The organism is Clostridioides sp. ZZV15-6598, assembly GCF_020657705.1.
Taxonomy (GTDB): Bacteria; Bacillota; Clostridia; order Peptostreptococcales; family Peptostreptococcaceae; genus Clostridioides; species Clostridioides difficile_F.
Map to the genome: position 1 here is coordinate 26,173 of NZ_JAGWCS010000024.1, position 18,104 is coordinate 44,276.

At 27.9% G+C, this 18,104-nt stretch carries 15 protein-coding genes, 1 pseudogene and 1 riboswitch; of the genes and pseudogenes, 3 read left to right on the top strand and 13 right to left on the bottom strand.

The window, feature by feature from the left end; translation table 11 throughout:
* Positions 1-22: 22 nt before the first annotated feature.
* The 4 genes from KGF50_RS07010 to KGF50_RS07025 form a co-directional block, all read right to left on the bottom strand.
* Entirely contained in the window at positions 23-2,266 is a 2,244-nt protein-coding gene (locus tag KGF50_RS07010) for an EAL domain-containing protein (protein ID WP_227847403.1), read from the bottom strand.
* Between the two features lie 362 nt (positions 2,267-2,628).
* The gene (locus KGF50_RS07015; protein WP_227847404.1) at positions 2,629-3,210 is read right to left on the bottom strand and encodes a sugar O-acetyltransferase; all 582 of its coding nucleotides are present in this window, start codon (positions 3,208-3,210) and stop codon (positions 2,629-2,631) included.
* A gap of 160 nt (positions 3,211-3,370) precedes the next feature.
* Positions 3,371-3,622, bottom strand: coding sequence for a GNAT family N-acetyltransferase (locus KGF50_RS07020; protein WP_413926802.1), 252 nt, complete (start codon positions 3,620-3,622; stop codon positions 3,371-3,373).
* Positions 3,619-3,840: a hypothetical protein gene (locus tag KGF50_RS07025; protein WP_227847405.1), complete on the bottom strand. Its 222-nt coding sequence runs from the start codon at positions 3,838-3,840 to the stop codon at positions 3,619-3,621. The genes KGF50_RS07020 and KGF50_RS07025 overlap by 4 nt, the downstream gene beginning before the upstream one ends.
* A gap of 342 nt (positions 3,841-4,182) precedes the next feature.
* On the opposite strand from KGF50_RS07025, the gene KGF50_RS07030 reads away from it, so the two are divergent.
* On the top strand, positions 4,183-5,016 hold the full coding sequence (locus KGF50_RS07030; RefSeq protein ID WP_227847406.1) for a serine aminopeptidase domain-containing protein: 834 nt from the start codon (positions 4,183-4,185) through the stop codon (positions 5,014-5,016).
* A 162-nt stretch (positions 5,017-5,178) separates the two neighbouring features.
* Here the strand turns inward: KGF50_RS07030 and KGF50_RS07035 are convergent, their stop codons facing one another.
* Positions 5,179-6,075 carry a hypothetical protein gene (locus tag KGF50_RS07035; protein WP_227847407.1) on the bottom strand — a complete coding sequence of 299 codons (897 nt, stop codon included), beginning with the start codon at positions 6,073-6,075 and terminating at the stop codon, positions 5,179-5,181.
* Between the two features lie 180 nt (positions 6,076-6,255).
* Between KGF50_RS07035 and KGF50_RS07040 the strand changes: the two genes are divergently transcribed.
* Complete coding sequence (locus KGF50_RS07040) at positions 6,256-6,720, top strand: MarR family transcriptional regulator (RefSeq protein WP_227847408.1); 465 nt, start codon at positions 6,256-6,258, stop codon at positions 6,718-6,720.
* A 198-nt stretch (positions 6,721-6,918) separates the two neighbouring features.
* On the opposite strand, the gene guaA is transcribed toward KGF50_RS07040, so the two are convergent.
* The 8 genes and pseudogenes from guaA to KGF50_RS07080 form a co-directional block, all read right to left on the bottom strand.
* Complete coding sequence (gene guaA / locus KGF50_RS07045) at positions 6,919-8,457, bottom strand: glutamine-hydrolyzing GMP synthase (RefSeq protein ID WP_227847409.1); 1,539 nt, start codon at positions 8,455-8,457, stop codon at positions 6,919-6,921.
* Between the two features lie 223 nt (positions 8,458-8,680).
* A riboswitch (purine riboswitch) is annotated at positions 8,681-8,782 on the bottom strand.
* Positions 8,783-8,841: 59 nt separating this feature from the next.
* A pseudogene (gene larC / locus KGF50_RS07050) lies at positions 8,842-10,067 on the bottom strand (nickel pincer cofactor biosynthesis protein LarC).
* Between the two features lie 47 nt (positions 10,068-10,114).
* Positions 10,115-10,855, bottom strand: a complete 741-nt coding sequence (larB, locus tag KGF50_RS07055) for a nickel pincer cofactor biosynthesis protein LarB (RefSeq protein WP_227847410.1) — start codon at positions 10,853-10,855, stop codon at positions 10,115-10,117.
* A gap of 264 nt (positions 10,856-11,119) precedes the next feature.
* Complete coding sequence (groL, locus tag KGF50_RS07060; RefSeq protein WP_227847411.1) at positions 11,120-12,748, bottom strand: chaperonin GroEL; 1,629 nt, start codon at positions 12,746-12,748, stop codon at positions 11,120-11,122.
* A 32-nt stretch (positions 12,749-12,780) separates the two neighbouring features.
* A complete protein-coding gene (groES, locus tag KGF50_RS07065; protein ID WP_003420907.1) occupies positions 12,781-13,065 on the bottom strand; it encodes a co-chaperone GroES in 285 nt (94 codons plus the stop codon).
* 192 nt (positions 13,066-13,257) lie between these two features.
* Positions 13,258-14,748, bottom strand: a complete 1,491-nt coding sequence (gene cls, locus KGF50_RS07070; RefSeq protein ID WP_227827817.1) for a cardiolipin synthase — start codon at positions 14,746-14,748, stop codon at positions 13,258-13,260.
* A gap of 19 nt (positions 14,749-14,767) precedes the next feature.
* Complete coding sequence (locus KGF50_RS07075) at positions 14,768-15,643, bottom strand: DNA glycosylase (RefSeq protein ID WP_227434616.1); 876 nt, start codon at positions 15,641-15,643, stop codon at positions 14,768-14,770.
* Positions 15,644-15,936: 293 nt separating this feature from the next.
* Entirely contained in the window at positions 15,937-16,968 is a 1,032-nt protein-coding gene (locus KGF50_RS07080) for a putative sulfate exporter family transporter (protein WP_227847412.1), read from the bottom strand.
* 190 nt (positions 16,969-17,158) lie between these two features.
* Here KGF50_RS07080 and KGF50_RS07085 point away from each other — a divergent pair, with 190 nt between their 5' ends.
* Complete coding sequence (locus KGF50_RS07085; protein ID WP_227847413.1) at positions 17,159-18,049, top strand: LysR family transcriptional regulator; 891 nt, start codon at positions 17,159-17,161, stop codon at positions 18,047-18,049.
* Positions 18,050-18,104 lie beyond the last annotated feature (55 nt).

The following is an 18,104-nucleotide window of genomic DNA, read 5'->3' on the forward strand; positions in this document are numbered from 1 at the left end:
CTAAATATTTAATTTTAGAAACTTAATCATTAGATATTTTCAATTTTTTTATTTTATTATCATTATATGTGAATTCTTCAAATTTATGTATTGATAATGGTTTAGAAAAAACATAACCTTGAATATAATCACATCCAATACTTCTTAGGAAATGTACTTGTTCAACCTCTTCAATACCTTCAGCAATTACTTTCATCCCAAGTCTTCTGCTAAGTTCAATAATAGATTCCACAACAACTTTACCACGTTCTATATTATTTTTACTAACAAAAAATGAACGATCTAATTTAATTATCTCGACTTTAAACTCCTTTAATATCCCTAATGATGAATATCCAAATCCAAAATCATCTATAGAACATTTAAAGCCTTTACTATGAATATCATCTATTACATCAATAGCTTCTGGATTTTCTAAAAAAATAGATTCTGTAAGTTCTAATTCTATTAAAGATGTAGGTACATTATATTTATTGCATATCATCTCATATTTTTCTAAAAATGATTTATCTTTTAAATGTTGCCTTGATACATTAACAGAAATTCTTAATAACTCTTTACATTCTTTTATCCATTTAGAAATCAATTTACATGTTTCTTCAAGAACATATAGGTCTAATTCACATATAAATCCACTTTTTTCAAAAAGAGGAACAAAATCACTAGGATAAATCATCCCCTTTTCTGAACTATTCCAACGAACAAGAGACTCTGCACCACTAATCTTTCCAGTTTTTATATCAATCTTTGGTTGCAAACATATAAAAAATTCTTTATCCTCAAGAGCTTTTTCCGTTAAATTTGACAATTCCTTTTCAAATATCAATCTATTCTTTTCTATATCACTATAAAAATTAAAATCACTTTTATGAGCTTTATTAAAACTTTTTCTTGCTGTATTTACATGGTCTTGTATTGTAATTAAATCTTCATCATGATTTTCAATCGTGTAAATACCTACTGATATTCTTAAAAAGTATGGGTTTTCTTTGCCTTTGTTAAAATAATTAATCTCATCTTCTATTTTATACAATAGTTCTAAAACTTCTAGTACTGGTCTATTCTTCATAAATAGATAAAATAAGTCTGCATCATGACGACATACAAACTCTTCATCATTAGCAATATTTTTTTCTAAAACATTATAAATATATTTAAGTGTATCATTTCCTTTTTCACTACCAAAACAGTCATTAATTAACTTAAAATCCTTTATGTTTATTGCTATCATCATATAAGTGTTATCAGGAGATTTTGAAATTAAAGGTTTTATTAACATACTAAATTTTGTTGAATTAATACCATTTGTTATATTATCTAAATAAGCAATATCTTCAATTTGTTTTATGTATTTTCTTCTAATAGTATATAAAAGCCATGTTATAATTCCAATAATACAAATGATTATAAAAGTCATTATTATTGTAAAGGTATTTAATTTATTCAATTCACCTAATACAGCTTCTTCAGGCACTATAAGAACAAAATACCAATCATTTAAATCTTTTGTTACTGGATGATACGTTAGCAAACACTTTACATTTTTTGATGAAGTTATTGTAATTTCTCCTGATTCTTCATTCTTAAAATCATCCATCATTTTGGGAACCCAAGGCTCATTTATAGCACCTCTATATTTATGACTAATGTCCTTTATCAACTCACTATTTCTACCTATAAAAAGAGGTTTTCCTTTCTTATCGACAATTTCTATGGTTCCTTTTCCACCAAAATTGTTAATATTAAGAATATCATTCATACGTTCTCTATGAGAAAAACCTACTAAAATACTAGATACCTCATGTTTATCATCAAATATAGGTACACTGTAAAGTACAACATCTAGTGAATCTATTAGTTCTGTGTATTCTTTACCTTCTATACCCTTTTTATATGAAACAGTATTCTTTAAATCCAATTTTTTTCCACTTAAAAACTCTGCTTTACCCTTTAAATCAATTATCCCAATATCAGAATATTCATAACTAGTTTTTCTTTTTGATAAATAATCATATCGACTATCACCTTCATACTGTTTAATAAAATCTGCCATTAGTTTTAAATCGGATAAAATAAACTTAATTTGATTATCAACATTTGCTACAATTTGTGTAGACACATCGTTTAAATAGTTTTTAGTTTGCTTATTAGATATGTTATACAGTTTTACAGTAGTAAAAACAGTAATTACAAGAATTGAAATAATAAGTGCACATAAAATTGCAGACAAAACCATATTGTTTTTTTCGTACCTTGATAATTTCATTTTTTGTCCTCCAAACTGTAAGTCCATTTTTAGCATAAATACTAGCTCTACAAATTTTATTACTAAAAAGCTATCCACACTATATTATAATATTCTACTTCTCAATATTCAACAAAACTACTTTATATTTCAATAATAATTCATGAATAATCGTTTTTATTGATTTTATTTATGTAATATTCTTTCTTATATTGCTGTAGAATATTGTTTAAAAACAAATTTTATAATCTAATGTTATATTTCTATTTACTCAAGACTAACAAATTTTATATCATTATAGCTAAAAAAGCTATCTCATATTTTGAGATAACTCTTTATTTTAATGAGACACTTAATATCTCATAAATATATTATTATAACTATTACTTATTTTCTTTAATAACACGACATGGATTACCATAAGCTATAGTATTAGATGAAATTGACTTTGTTACTACACTACCTGCACCAATAGTTACATTGTCTCCTATTGTTACTCCTGGTAAAATAATACTACCTCCACCAATCCAAACATCATTACCAATTTTTACTGGGGCAGTTATAGTTTTGCAAAAGTTAAATCCACCATCAGTTCTTTCCTCAAATCTATCTTTAGCATTAGTTGGATGAAATGCTGTATATATTTGTACATTTGGAGCAATCAATGCATTGTCACCTATTATGATTTCATTATCATCTAAAAATGTACAATTCATATTTACTTCGCAATTATTACCAAAATAAATGTTGTTTCCATAATCAGCATAAAAAGGTGCAGTAATCCATATATTTTTTCCTTTTCCGCCTAAAAGTTCTGTTAAAATACGTTCTTTGTTAATATTATCATCGGACTTCAAATTATTATACTCTTTTGTCAAATCTTTGGCCTTGTGCCATTGACACAATAATTCTGTATCTCCACAGTCATATAATTCTCCTGCCAACATCTTTTCACGTTCTGTCATACAAACCTCCTAAAATATATTAACTAAAAATAACATTTGATATTAGTATTAGTACATAGTTTTAATATAAAAAATTAGCTCTTCGCTGAAAATATTTTATTGAATATTTAATCTACTTATGACTCATAAATGCAGAGTTAGGAGATAATTATGGCTCTACTTAAATTAAATCCATACTATATATATTTTCACTATTCACTGAATCAAAATAACTAAATTTAAAGCCTATTTTTTTCAATAAATTATTTGAGGCCAAGTTATCTGGTAAAACACTTGCTAATACTTGTATACAGTTTTGTTCTGTTTTTAGCCAATGCAATAGCCCCTTTATTGCCTCTTGTGAATATCCTTGCCTTGCATACTTTGGGCAAATTGTACAACCAATCCAATACATTTGATTATCTTGCTTCACATATAAATCGCCAATAAGTTTTTCTGATGTTTTTCTAATATGGCAAGCTGTATACCTTCTTCAAAAGAATTTTTACTAATCAGAACTTTACTATATTCATTTTTAGTCAATCCTTTGAATTCTTGATATTTCATCCATTGTTCGTCATTTCGGTAAGACATAAAGATATCAATATCACTTTCTTGGAATCTTCTAATTTTACACCTTTTAGTTAGCATATCTACATTACTTTCATAAAGATTTTTACTTTAGTAAGAAAAGATATCATTACTACACTCAGCATAACAAATATAACATAAATTACCTTTGTGTTACAATTCATAATTATGTTATTTATTTAATTATTTTTAAATATTTGATATTAGAATTAAAAATTATTTATTGTACCACTAAAAATTTAATGCTATAATGAATCCATAAAAAACGAGAATAGTATCAGCTTTGTTAGAATGGAATAAAAAAATATTATGAATACCAAATTAAAAATACAAAAACAAACAAATCAATTAATTTTAGAAAATAGATATCTTATATTTTCTATGTGAAAGAGAGGTAAGCAAGTGATTTGGCAACATATAAAAATACCAAACGGAAATACAGTGATTTTTTGTAATACATTCATTACTGGAAAATCATCTATGAATATTATTGTTACACATACTCCTATTGTAACTACGCTTGATTTACAGTTAGCATACGAACCTCTTTCCCAATATGATGTAAATGTCTTTGCCTTTGATTTTTCAGGAACAGGTAAAAGTGGTGGTAATGAGAAAGACTTTTCACGTAATTCAATTGTAGAAGACTTAGACTCTGTCATCGCATATATAGAAAAGAATTATTCTTCCAACATACATCTATACGGAAATGCAGGTATTGGTGGCATGTTTGCACAGTATTATGCATGTACAAGCAATAAGTTAAAAAGTTTTGCCCAGTTTGCCTGTGTTGATTATAAAAATACGTCAGGGGTAGGTTATCCTTATCCCACTGTTAAATTATTAAACTTTTTCCTCAAACTTCTTCCTAATTTTCACATAATAGTAAAACCACCTAAATATAAAGGTTATAATGAAGTTCATGATAATGAGTTTTACAAAATGATTGAGCAAAATAACCCTAATATTTGGAAAAATAGCACAAAGGTAATGAATACAATGTTAGAATGTTTTGTAGCACAAGATAGTACAATAAAGAATGGAGTTAACATTCCAACACTTGTTTTTAAAACACTTCATGACAGATATTTCGAACCAGAGTATTTTGATAGCTATTATAATTCGTTGAACTGTAAAAAGAAGCTTGTTGAGATTGATGATGTTCATAATAGCTACTATTTAAATAGTGAAAAATTTTGTCAGACGGTGTATGAGTGGTTTATAGAAAATCAATAGAATACAACAAAAATACTAGACATAAAATTCAAGTTTAATGATTAATATATAATAAAATAAGTAAGAGGTATATGTCATCACAACATATACCTTTTAAAATTCATATGATAAAGACAATTTACCATGGTATATCCTACTACCCTGAATTTACATCATGTAAAACTAAAAATCATTATTCGATAAAATTGCTGTAATTCTTCTTTTGTTTAATTTATCAAAATAAATAGAGATTATAGCAAGTGTCACAAAAATAGCAACTTTCGTAACCAATTCAGGAATTGGAATATAAATTCCTGCTCGTAGCTGTACAAGAGTTTGTATTGGAAGCATTACCCCAATAACTTTTAATGTTACTAATATCATCCTATATAAAACTAATGAAATATAGCTTTTCTTTTTTATTAATAGATAGATAATAATAAAAACCAAAGGGCTAATAATTCCCATATCAAGTACATAAGTAATTTCTGTAGTATACATTTCTATTCTCTCAAGTGTACTACCTGTAAATAATGAATGTAATACATCTGGTAACCATGCAATAATATTTGAAGCACCTGCCAATATCAAAAACACAAATTCTACCTTTCTTAAATGGAAAGAACAGTTATAACAAAGTGATATTCCATAAATCTCCAATAGTAAAGTAAAAAGAGTGAAAAATGAAATTGAAGTTAACAAAATATACACTAGTTGTAATTGATTATGTGCAACTCCAAATGAAATACTAAAGGCATAATACAAAATGATACCTAGAATTGTGAGAAAATTTGTTTTTTGTTCTACTGTATCTATATCACGAAATATGTATGAACCAATAACTGGAACAACAATTAAAAACATTGCTAAGTCTGAACCTATCAATATAGGTGCTTTGAAATATGAGTCATATTGATAGATACCTGTACCATACATCTCAATAACCTGCCCATACAGGTTTATTGCCTCATATTTATTATCTATGGAAAATGAAAATATTCCACAAACTGTAATTATTAGTAATAATATAAATATAATGGTTGCTGAAATATTTAGCCAGGTCATTTGTTTTTTCTTCATCATTTGATTTCCTCCCTAAAGTAAAGTGTCTAAAGATTATAAGTGTTGTTAGCTAGGCTAACTGAAAAACACCTTGTGTGAAATTATAGTAATAAGTTACTATTTACACTATAGCAACTTATTACTATAATGTAAATAATATATTTAACATGAAGGGAGTATCTTATGCAAATTAAAAATATGATTAGAAATTTTAGTGGTGAAAGAAATAATGAAGTTCGTGGTATTTTTGCAAGCATATTTATTTTACAAAACCGATTACAAACTATTTTTGATAAAGCAGATGAACATCTTACTTTAAAACAATTTATGCTTCTTACAATGGTAAAATATGCTGATGAAAAAACTACTTTTACTTATCTTGGGAAACTCTTAGGGTCTTCACGTCAAAACATAAAAAAACTAGCTGTTTCTCTTGAAAACAAAGGGTTTATAACTATTGAACAGGAGCCTAATAACAAAAGAAATACTTCTATTGTACTAACAAAAAAAGCAGATGAATATTCACAAAAAGTACAGGAGCTCCATACTGAGAAACTAAACAATATATTTCAAGATTATTCAAACGAAGAAATCAGTCTGTTTTATCAAATGATTACAAAACTATATACAGGAGTTGAAAGAGAAGAAAAATATTACGAGTAAAATAATTATTTATAGTTCAAAATATAACTCAACTAAGATGTACTATGACTTTGAATTTTACGCATTCCATTGAAAACGCAAATATGACATAAAAAATAATTACATAACTCAATATATATGAAAACACATAAAAAATGGGCGATACAATAAAAAAGAGCTAGAAATGCCTATTTAAAGGCTTTCTAGCTCACTATTAACTTATTCCCACTCGATAGTTCCAGGTGGTTTAGAAGTTATATCATAAACTACTCTATTTACTCCATCAACTTCATTGATTATTCTATTAGAAATTTTTTCTAACACATCATAAGGCATCTTGTACCAGTCAGAAGTCATTCCATCAGAAGAAGTAACTGCTCTTAAACCAACTAAATAAGCATATGTTCTTTCATCTCCCATAACTCCAACAGTCTTAACATCTGGTAATGTTGCAAAAGCTTGCCATATTTCTCTATATAAACCAGCTTTTCTAAGCTCGTCCATATAAACAGCATCTGCTTCTCTTAATATATCACATTTTTCTTTAGTTACATCACCTATAACTCTTATTCCAAGACCTGGTCCTGGGAAAGGATGTCTAAATATTAATCCTTCTTCTATGCCAAGTTCTAATCCTATTTTTCTAACCTCATCCTTAAATAGTTCTCTTAATGGCTCAACTATTTCTTGAAAATCTACGTCTTCAGGAATTCCACCAACATTATGGTGAGATTTTATAGTAGCAGCACCATTTCCATGTCCACTTTCTATAACATCTGGATAAATTGTTCCTTGAACTAAGAAATCCATTTTTCCTAACTTATTTGATTCTTCTTCAAATACTCTTATAAATTCTTCACCAATTATCTTTCTCTTAGCTTCTGGCTCAGAAATTCCTTTTAATTTAGATAAGAATCTATCTTCTGCATTAACTCTTATTAAATTTATATCAAATTTCTCTCTGAATATTCTTTCTACATCGTCACCTTCATTTTTTCTAAGTAAACCATGGTCAACAAATATACAAGTCAAGTTATCCCCAATTGCCCTATGAATAAGAACTGCAGCAACAGAAGAGTCAACGCCTCCACTTAAAGCACATAAAGCTTTTTTGTCACCTATTTTTTCTTTTAATTCTTTTATTTTATCTTCTATAAATGAATCTGTAGTCCAGTCACCTTTTACTTCACATACATTGTATAAGAAATTTTTAAGTATCTTGTCACCTTCTAAACAATGTTCTACTTCTGGATGGAATTGAACTCCATATAGTTTTTGTTCTACATTTTCCATAGCTGCTACTGGACAATCTTTAGTGTTTGCAACTATAGTAAATCCTTCTGGAGCCTTTTCTATTAAATCAGTATGACTCATCCAAACACTACTTGTAGTAATCCCTTCAAATAATGATGATTTTCCATAAGTTATAGATGTTTTTCCATATTCTTTTTCTTGTTTATTACCTTTTCTTACAACTCCACCTAATACATGAGACATTATTTGAACTCCATAACATATACCAAGTATTGGTACTCCTAGTTCAAATATTTCTTTTGATATTGTTGGAGAATCTTCTAGGTATGCACTATTTGGCCCACCTGTAAATATTATCCCTTTAGGATTTTTTGCTTTTATTCTTTCTATGCTTGCAGTACATGGAAGTATTTCACAATATACGTTGTTTTCTCTAACTCTTCTAGCTATTAACTGATTATATTGACCTCCAAAATCTATTACAAGTACTAATTCATGTTTCATAAATTTACATCTCTCCTTGTATAATATAGTTTATATATATATTTATTTTAACACAATACAGTCTAAATTATATTAAATCTTTTTACACAAAAAACCTGTATAGTAACTTCCATAATTTCTAACAAAAGTGAAATTACTATACAGGCTTCCAAAATGCCCCTTATCTTATAGCCAACACATAGGGAGTATAACTCAGCCTACACATTTACTTAACTAGGTCTTTTGGTATAATAATTTCACTCATAGTCAAGATATTTACGGTATCTTGGTAGAGACTCTCAGACCATATCTCTGAGCATATACGAGTGAGTTTATATTTTATATATTTTTTTCTGTTTGCTTTTATTTATTAAAGCTGAGTATTAATTTATCAAAATTTATTACTTATGTCAATAAGTTTTCACTAAATTCTTCTTTTATTCTAAAATTTATATCAGCAAACACTTTTTTTATAGGAATATCTTCATTTTTTGCTATAGTTTTACATTCATTATATTCTGGAGTAGCCTTAACTAATTTATCTTTATAATACCCTAGTTTTATTGTAACTAATCCATATTCTGTATCTAATTTTACAAACTTTCTATCTAAAATTTCTCTGTTGTATGCATTATATCGTACTCCAAACGTGCTAGTTTCTAAAAGCAATATTTCAATAAATTTTTCTAAATCTACTTTATTACATAAAATCGATATTTTCGTTGCAGGTCTATTCTTTTTCATATAAATGCTTTCTGTATAAATATCTAACGCTTTCTCGTCTAATACTTTTTCATACAAATAAGAATATACTTCCGAAGACATATCATCGATATTTGCACTAATTTCATAAATTAATTCTTCTTTTTTTTTTCGCCTAATACTGTTCTTAGCATATTAGGTACTTCAAATTTCTTATGACCTATTCCATATCCAATTTGTATTGGAGAAAACTCAAAATCCTCTACAAACTCATCACACAGAACTTTTATTATTGCAGCTCCTGTTGGAGTCGTACATTCTCCTTTTACATTATTTAATTTGATTGGTACACCTCTTAATATTTCCATAGTTGCAGGTGCAGGTACAGGCATGACTCCATGGTCACATTTTACAAATCCTGAACCAACAGATACTGTACTAGAATAAATCTTATCTATACAAAGTAAATCAACTAATATAGATGCTCCTACGATATCTACAATTGAATCTATGGCCCCTACCTCATGGAAGTGTATCTTATCTATTGTAGTTCCATGAACCTTTGCTTCTGCTTCTCCAATTACCATAAATATTTTTTTAGCATTAGATTTTACATTTTCATTTAAATCACTTTCATCTATAATTTCAAATATATCCACTAAATTCCTGTGAATATGTGTTTCTTTCGTAATTACTTTTACTGTTGTACCTGATATTCCACTTTCATTTTTTGAGCTTATATTTATATTAAATTCATCGCTCATTTTTAGTTTATGAATTTCCTCCAAAAAAATTTCCTTAGGTACACCTAAATTTAATAAGCTTGCAAGGGTCATATCCCCTGATATACCACTTACTACATCAAAATAAAGTATTTTTTCACTCATATATTTCTCCTCAGTTTTAATAATTAAAAATCTAATAAACATTAGATTAATATCATATAATTTATGTCTAATTTATATCAATATATTTATTATAATTTGTTTATCATAGCTGCCAAATATCCTGCCCCAAAACCATTATCAATATTTACAACAGATATTCCAGATGCACAACTATTTAACATAGCCAATAATGCTGCTAATCCTCCAAAATTGGCTCCATATCCAACAGATGTTGGGACAGCTATTACTGGAACATCAACCAGACCTCCAATTACGCTTGCAAGTGCACCTTCCATTCCTGCGACAGCTACTACTACCCTAGCACTATCTATTTTGTGTCTCTTATTTAAAAGTCTATGTATACCAGCCACTCCAACATCATATATTCTATCAACATCATTACCTAAAAATTTAGCTGTATAATATGCTTCATCTGCTACTGGTATATCAGAAGTTCCTCCTGTCGCAATTACAATTTTGCCTTTTCCAATATTGTCTATAGCATGATTTTGAATTTTAAGAATTTTAGATAATTCTTCATATTCAGCATGACTATAAATTTCTTTAACTTTTAAAAATGTTTCTTTTCTGCATCTTGTCCCCAATATATTAGAATCTTTTTGATTCATTTTATCAATAATTCCTAAAATATGTTCATCACTTTTACCTTCACAATAAATTACTTCTGGATATCCATTTCTTAATTCTCTATGATGGTCTATATTTGCATATCCAAGGTCTTCATAGGGTAAATCTTTTAATTGTTCTAATGCAACATCTATATCAATGTTCTCATTTTTAACCTGCTCAAGCAATTTTCTTAAATCCATATTATCGCATCCTTTTAAACTTTGATTTATTCTCTACCAACAATTATACCTTAATTAATATATATCTAACATCATAACCTAAAAAATAACAATACAACTTCAAAGATATTATTATAGTCTAGATGCTAATTATCTGAATATATATTAAAATTGTAAATACATAAAAAATTAGATATATACAAAAGAACTATTTCAACTTAGATATTAAAATCTAAGTCAAAATAGTTCTCTATATTAACATTTATATTTTTAAATATTTTAAGGTTACATCATTCCTGGCATTCCGCCACCCATTCCTGGCATTCCTGCATCTTCTTTTTCAGGAAGGTCAGCAACAGCAGCTTCAGTAGTTAAGAAAGTACCTGCTATTGATGCAGCATTTTGTAAAGCACTTCTACTAACTTTAGTTGGGTCAACTATACCAGCTTCTATCATATTTACATATTTTTCATTTAAAGCATCAAATCCAGTTTCTGCTTCAGCGTTAACAACATTTTGTACAATTACAGCACCTTCAAGACCAGCATTTATAGCTATTTGTCTTAATGGTTCTTCTAATGCTTTTTTAACTATTTGAGCTCCTAGTTTAACTTCTCCCTCTAAACTATCAACTAGTGTTCCTATTGCTGGTATAACACTAACAAAAGCAGTTCCTCCACCAGCTACTATTCCTTCTTCTACAGCAGCTCTAGTTGCATTAAGAGCATCTTCTATTCTTAATTTTCTTTCTTTTAACTCAACCTCTGTAGCAGCTCCAACTTTTACAACAGCTACTCCACCAGCAAGCTTAGCTAATCTTTCCATTAGTTTTTCTCTATCAAAATCTGAAGTAGTTTGCTCTACCTGATGTTTGATTTGATTTACTCTATCTTCTATAGCTTTTTTATCTCCAGAACCATCTACTATTGTAGTGTTTTCTTTAGTTACTTTAACAGATGAAGCTCTACCTAACATAGATAAATCAGCTTCTTTTAAATCATATCCTAATTCTTCTGATATTACTTGACCACCTGTAAGTATAGCTATATCTTGAAGCATTTCTTTTCTTCTATCTCCAAATCCTGGAGCTTTAACTGCTACTACATCAAATGTTCCTCTTAATTTATTAACAACTAATGTAGATAATGCTTCACCTTCTACATCTTCAGCGATTATTAATAACTTTTTACCTTGTTGAACTATTTGTTCAAGAACTGGTAATAGTTCTTGTATGTTAGATATCTTTTTATCAGTAATTAATATATATGGGTCATTTAAAACTGCTTCCATCTTATCTACATCTGTAACCATATATGCAGAAACGAATCCTCTGTCAAATTGCATACCTTCAACAGCATCTAATTCAGTATTCATAGTTTGAGATTCTTCAACAGTTATAACTCCATCTTTACCTACTATTTCCATAGCTTCTGCTATTAATTTTCCAACTTCTTCATCACCAGCAGATATAGAAGCAACTTGAGATATAGCTTCTTGTGTTTCTACTATTCTTGATTGATTTTTTAATTCTTCTACTGCTACTACTACTGCTTTTTGTATTCCTTTTCTTAAAAGTATTGGGTTAGCCCCTGCTGTTACATTTTTTAAACCTTCTCTGATTATAGCTTGTGCTAAAACTGTAGCAGTTGTAGTACCATCTCCAGCTACATCGTTAGTTTTAGTTGCTACTTCTTTAACTAACTGAGCTCCCATATTTTCAAATCTATCTTCTAATTCTATTTCTTTTGCTATAGTTACACCATCATTAGTTATAAGTGGAGAACCAAATTTTTTATCTAATATAACATTTCTTCCTTTAGGTCCTAATGTTACTTTTACTGTATCTGCTAATTTATTTACACCAGCTTCTAAAGCTCTTCTTGTTTCCTCTGAAAATTTAATTTCTTTAGCCATCTTAAACCCCTCCTAATAAATTTATTCTATATTTATTCAATAACAGCTAATACATCACTTTGTCTTAGTATTGTATATTCTTGCCCTTCTATTTTAACTTCTGTTCCAGAATATTTTTGGAATATAACTTTATCTCCAACTGTCAATTCCATCTTTATTTCTTTTCCTTCAACTATTCCACCTGGTCCAACTTCTACAACTTCAGCTATTTGAGGTTGCTCTTTAGCTGCTCCTGGTAAAACTATTCCACTTGCAGTCTTTTCTTCTGCTTCTACTTTTTTAATTACTACTCTGTCAGCTAATGGTCTTATTTTCATTATTCACGCCTCCTAAAATATTAAGTATAGACTAGTTTGCCTATGTTTTTAGTTATTTTTAAATTAATACTACTTTTATATGTAGATTTATATATATACTTTTTATTTATTATCACTCTATCTACTAGAGTGCTAACAATTATTATAATATACCAATCACACATAATTTTCAATACCTTTTTTAATAATTTTTTATAATATTGGTGAAAATAATCTGGCTACAGATTCTTTAATTTTTTGTACAATATTTCTGTTCATGAATACCTCTAGATTAAGCTCTTCACAATGACTTAAATCTTCAAAGAAATCATCTGTCATTACCTTAATAACATCTTCATCATAAATAAAAGCATTTACTTCAAAGTTAAGCATAAAACTTCTTAAGTCCATATTTGCTGTACCCGCAGAAGCAATTTTATCATCTATTATTACTACTTTGGAATGTATAAATCCTTTTTTATACAAATAAACTTTACCACCTGCTCTTAATATTTCTTCAAAATATGAATAAGATGCTATATTAACTATTTTGTGGTCTGCAATTTTAGGAAATATTATTCTTACATCTACACCACTAAGTGCAGCACTTTTTATAGCTTTCAGCAGACTCTCATCTGGAATAAAGTATGGAGTTTCTATATAAACATTTTGTTTAGCCTGACATATAGCAGAAAAATAAGCATAATGAATGTCTTCCCAATCACTGTCTGGTCCACTAGCTACCACTTGTATCATACTTTCACCTACATTTCCGACACTTGGAAAGTAATTTTTAGTAACTAAAACCTCTTTTGTTGTATAATACCAATCAATCAAAAATGTCATTTGAAGCATATATACAGAAATTCCTTTAATTCTAATATGAGTATCTCTCCAATACCCAAACTTCTCATTTTTTCCTAAATATTCATCTCCTATATTTATTCCACCTGTATATCCAATTATTCCATCAATAACAACAATTTTTCTATGATTCCTATAGTTTAACTTTCCTCCTATTATAGGGAATTTTGTAGGTAAAAAAGCTGCTATTTCTATACCTACTTCTCTCATTTCTCGAAAAAATTTTCTATTAAACCAAAATCTCCAACACCCTACATCATCATATAAAATTCTTATTTTAATACCTTCCTTAGCTTTTTTTATAAGCTCTTCTTTTAACACCCTACCTATTTCACTGTCTTTGATTATAAAGTACTCTAAATGAATATGGTCTTTAGCTTCTCTTATATCCTCTATAAGTCTCTTAAATTTTTCATTTCCATCTACAAAAACATCTACTTTATTGTTTTTAGTAAATGGAAACATCCCAGTCTTTAGTAGCATACTTATGACTCTTTTTCTATAGCTACCATCTTCCTCATCTCTTAAAAGCTTATTTTGCCTTATAGATTCTTTTTCTAGTTCAACAATTTCTGTTATCTTTTCTAATGTATCAAAAAGTTTCTTTTCTTTTATATTGTTAGCTAGTTTTTGAGTTTTAAATAATTTTCGTTTTCTAATATTTCTACCCGAAATAGCATATATAATTAACCCTATCCCTGGAAATATGATAAACATCAACAACCAAGACATAGTTTTTGCAGGATCTCTATTTTCAAGTAATATAATTACAGAAATTATGGCTCCAGCTAGATATGATATAATTAAATAGAACAGAAATATTGTGCCTATCACTCCCATAATTCCTTCCCCCTTAAGTCTATTTTCCTATACCAAGCTCTCTTGCATAGTAAAATAGATATTGTTGTGCAAATCCAGACATTTCTCCAAATTTATCAATCCCATAAGTTCTCATTTTAGGTAAACTCATATCTTCATTTATGTAGAACTCTTGCATAACTCTCTTAACCCATACATCAACTGGAAAAGAATCATATTTTTGCATACCAAATAACGCAATACAATCACATACTTTTGGACCTACTCCGTTAAATTTTAAAAGCTCTTTTCTACAATCATCTGTACTTAGATTTACATATTCAGATACCTTATCATTATTTTCTATAACTGCCTGTGTAGTACTCTTTATGTACTTGTCTCTAAAACCTGTTTGACATGCTCTTATTTCCTCTTGTGAGGCTTTATTTAACTCTTCTGGTGTTGGAAATGCATAGTATTCTTTACCTTCATACTCACCTATGTATTTACCAAAACTTTTTGATAAGTTTTCTATAGCTCTTTGTATCATAGGAATTCTATTATTAGAAGAAATTATGAATGATATAAGCATTTCCCATCCATCTTGTCTCAATATTCTTATTCCCCATCCAAATTCAGTAGCTTTATTTAAATATTCATCCATACTTTTTAGATTGTTTTTTATTTCTGTATAATCAGTCCCTAAATCAAAGTAATTATACCAAATACTATTAAACTCCTCTAAATTTGTATTATTTAAATATACTTTATCATCTTCTTTTTTTACATTTAATATTCTACCTTTTGCAACTCCTGTGTATGAGCCATCTTCTTGCTTATGCCATCTAAAACATTGACCACACTCAAATATATGTTTTGGATCAAAATCTGTTACTCCTTCTAGTATAACTACATTATTCTTTTCATAAACATTCATATAAAAAATCTCCTTAATATTTATATTTTTATTTTATTTATCTGCTTAAATACTTAACTGTGATATTTGCATTTTTCTTATTTTAACACAAAGATAAGTAATTTCAAAATTTATAATGTTATTATTATGTAAAATAATATTTTACTTTAAATTTTCAATATAAATAAAAAATGAACTCCAATAAGCTTATACCCATCTACACTTATTAGAATTCATTTTTTATTTATATTATCAGTTATTAATAACATATTATTTTGGTCAAGTAAATTGATATTATAATCAATACTTTTATTCTATATAAATATCTTTATCAAAACTATCGCTGATATAACTTGTATTGTTCCTACAAATAGACCATATAAAGAAACTGCTTTACCTTGTCTTACTAAGTCTTTTACATTAACTTTCAATCCAATTGCTGCTAGTGCTATTATTTCAAATTTATTACTTATTTCTTTGCACAATACAGATAATTCTTTTGGTATGATATTAATTGAAAAAAGTGCACAAGTTATGAAAAAACCAATTACATACCATGGTATATTTATTTTTTTCTTTTTTATTTCATCTTTTTCTTCTTCAATAATTTCACTGTTAGACTTATTTTTCAAATGTCCAAATACTAAAACAACTACAACTAAGAATATTACTCTCACTATTTTGAAAATAGTTGCTAAATCCTTTACATTTTCCCCAACTATAGCTCCACTTGCTACAACTTGCCCAATTGATTGTAATGTTCCACCTATCATTGCTGATGTTTTTACAAGTTCATGACTATATAAAAATTGAGATATTATTGGAAGTAAAAACATAAGAAATATACCAGTAACATTTACGATAGTTATTGCTATTCCTTTTTCTTTGTCTGTAGCATTAACTACTGGAACTGTTGCTGCTATAGCAGAAGAACCACATACTGCATTTCCACTTGCCATGAGAAACCTAAAATTTTCGCCAAAGCCTAGCTTTTTACCTATATAAAGTGCTGATACTATTGTTATTGTCATTTGTAATATTATAAACAATATACCTGAAATCTTTAAATCTATTAGAGTAGATATACTAAGTGTTGCTCCTAATAATACTATTGAATATGATAGCAAATCTGTTTCTGAAAATTTATAACCTTTTTGAAATACGGTCTGATTTAAAAATAAATTTCCTACAAACATACCTAAAAATATAGAGATTGATGCTGCTCCTACCTTAGGTATTAATGTCGAAATAAATATACTAATATAACCTACTAATACTGATACAAACAATCCAGGTAATATTTCTTTTATATTCTTTAATGTAAAACTGCTTTTATTCTTTAACATAATATACCTACCTTCCAATTGATATAGTTTTCTTTACAATAATAGTATATAATTGTAATAACCATAAGTAAAATAAATATATAATATCGTAATGATTAATATTTTTAATGGTTAATGTATATATTACAATTATCTGTAAGTAACTGATAAAAAATACAAAAATTTTGTTATGCAAAGGAGATATAAAAAATTGTTTGAAGAATTAAAAACGTTTGTGGCTGTTGTTGAATATAAAAACTTCACCAAAGCTGGTGAATACCTAAATTTATCACAACCAAGTGTAAGTAAACATATTAAAAACTTAGAAAATTACTTTAAGGTTGTACTCATAAATAGGTCTATTAAACAAAAAACTATTTTTATCACAGAAAGTGGACAAATATTATATAAAAGAGCCAAGGAAATACTAAATCTTTTAAATGTTACATATCATGATGTAAATCAGGTTTCAGATGCTATAACTGGACGTTTAAAGATTGGTGCAAGTTTAACTATTGGAGAATATATTCTCCCTAATTTTCTTGCACTATTTTCTCAAAAATATCCTGACATAGATGTAGAAATTTTCATAGAAAATACATCCATTGTATCTTCTCATGTTAAGGATTATATTTTAGATATTGGACTTATTGAAGGGACTTGTTCTTCACCCTCATTTATGCAAGAATATTTTTTTGAAGATAAGATGGTTTTAGCACTTCCATATAATAGTCCTTTATTAAAAGATTTTAGTTTTGATAAGCTTCAAAATCAGAAATGGATAGTCAGAGAAGATGGTTCTGGAACTAGAGATTATTTAGATATGTTTTTAAGTGTTAAGGAAATTATTCCAAAAAGTATGATGGTCTTTGGAAGCAACTATGCTGTCAAAGAATCGGTTAGAAATAATTTAGGGATTACAATAGTATCTAATCTAGTAACAAGCCTACCTGTTTTAAATAATGAACTGTCTGTCATAGAGCTTGGAAGCAACTACAACAGACATTTTTCATATATCTTTCCAAAAGATATAACTTTATCAAAAGCAGCAAGTATTTTCATTGAAGAGTTGAAAATATTTAGTAATTTAAATAACATATAAGTTTAAATAATATATAAATTTAATATAATTTAAAACTAACAATAATTATAAGTTT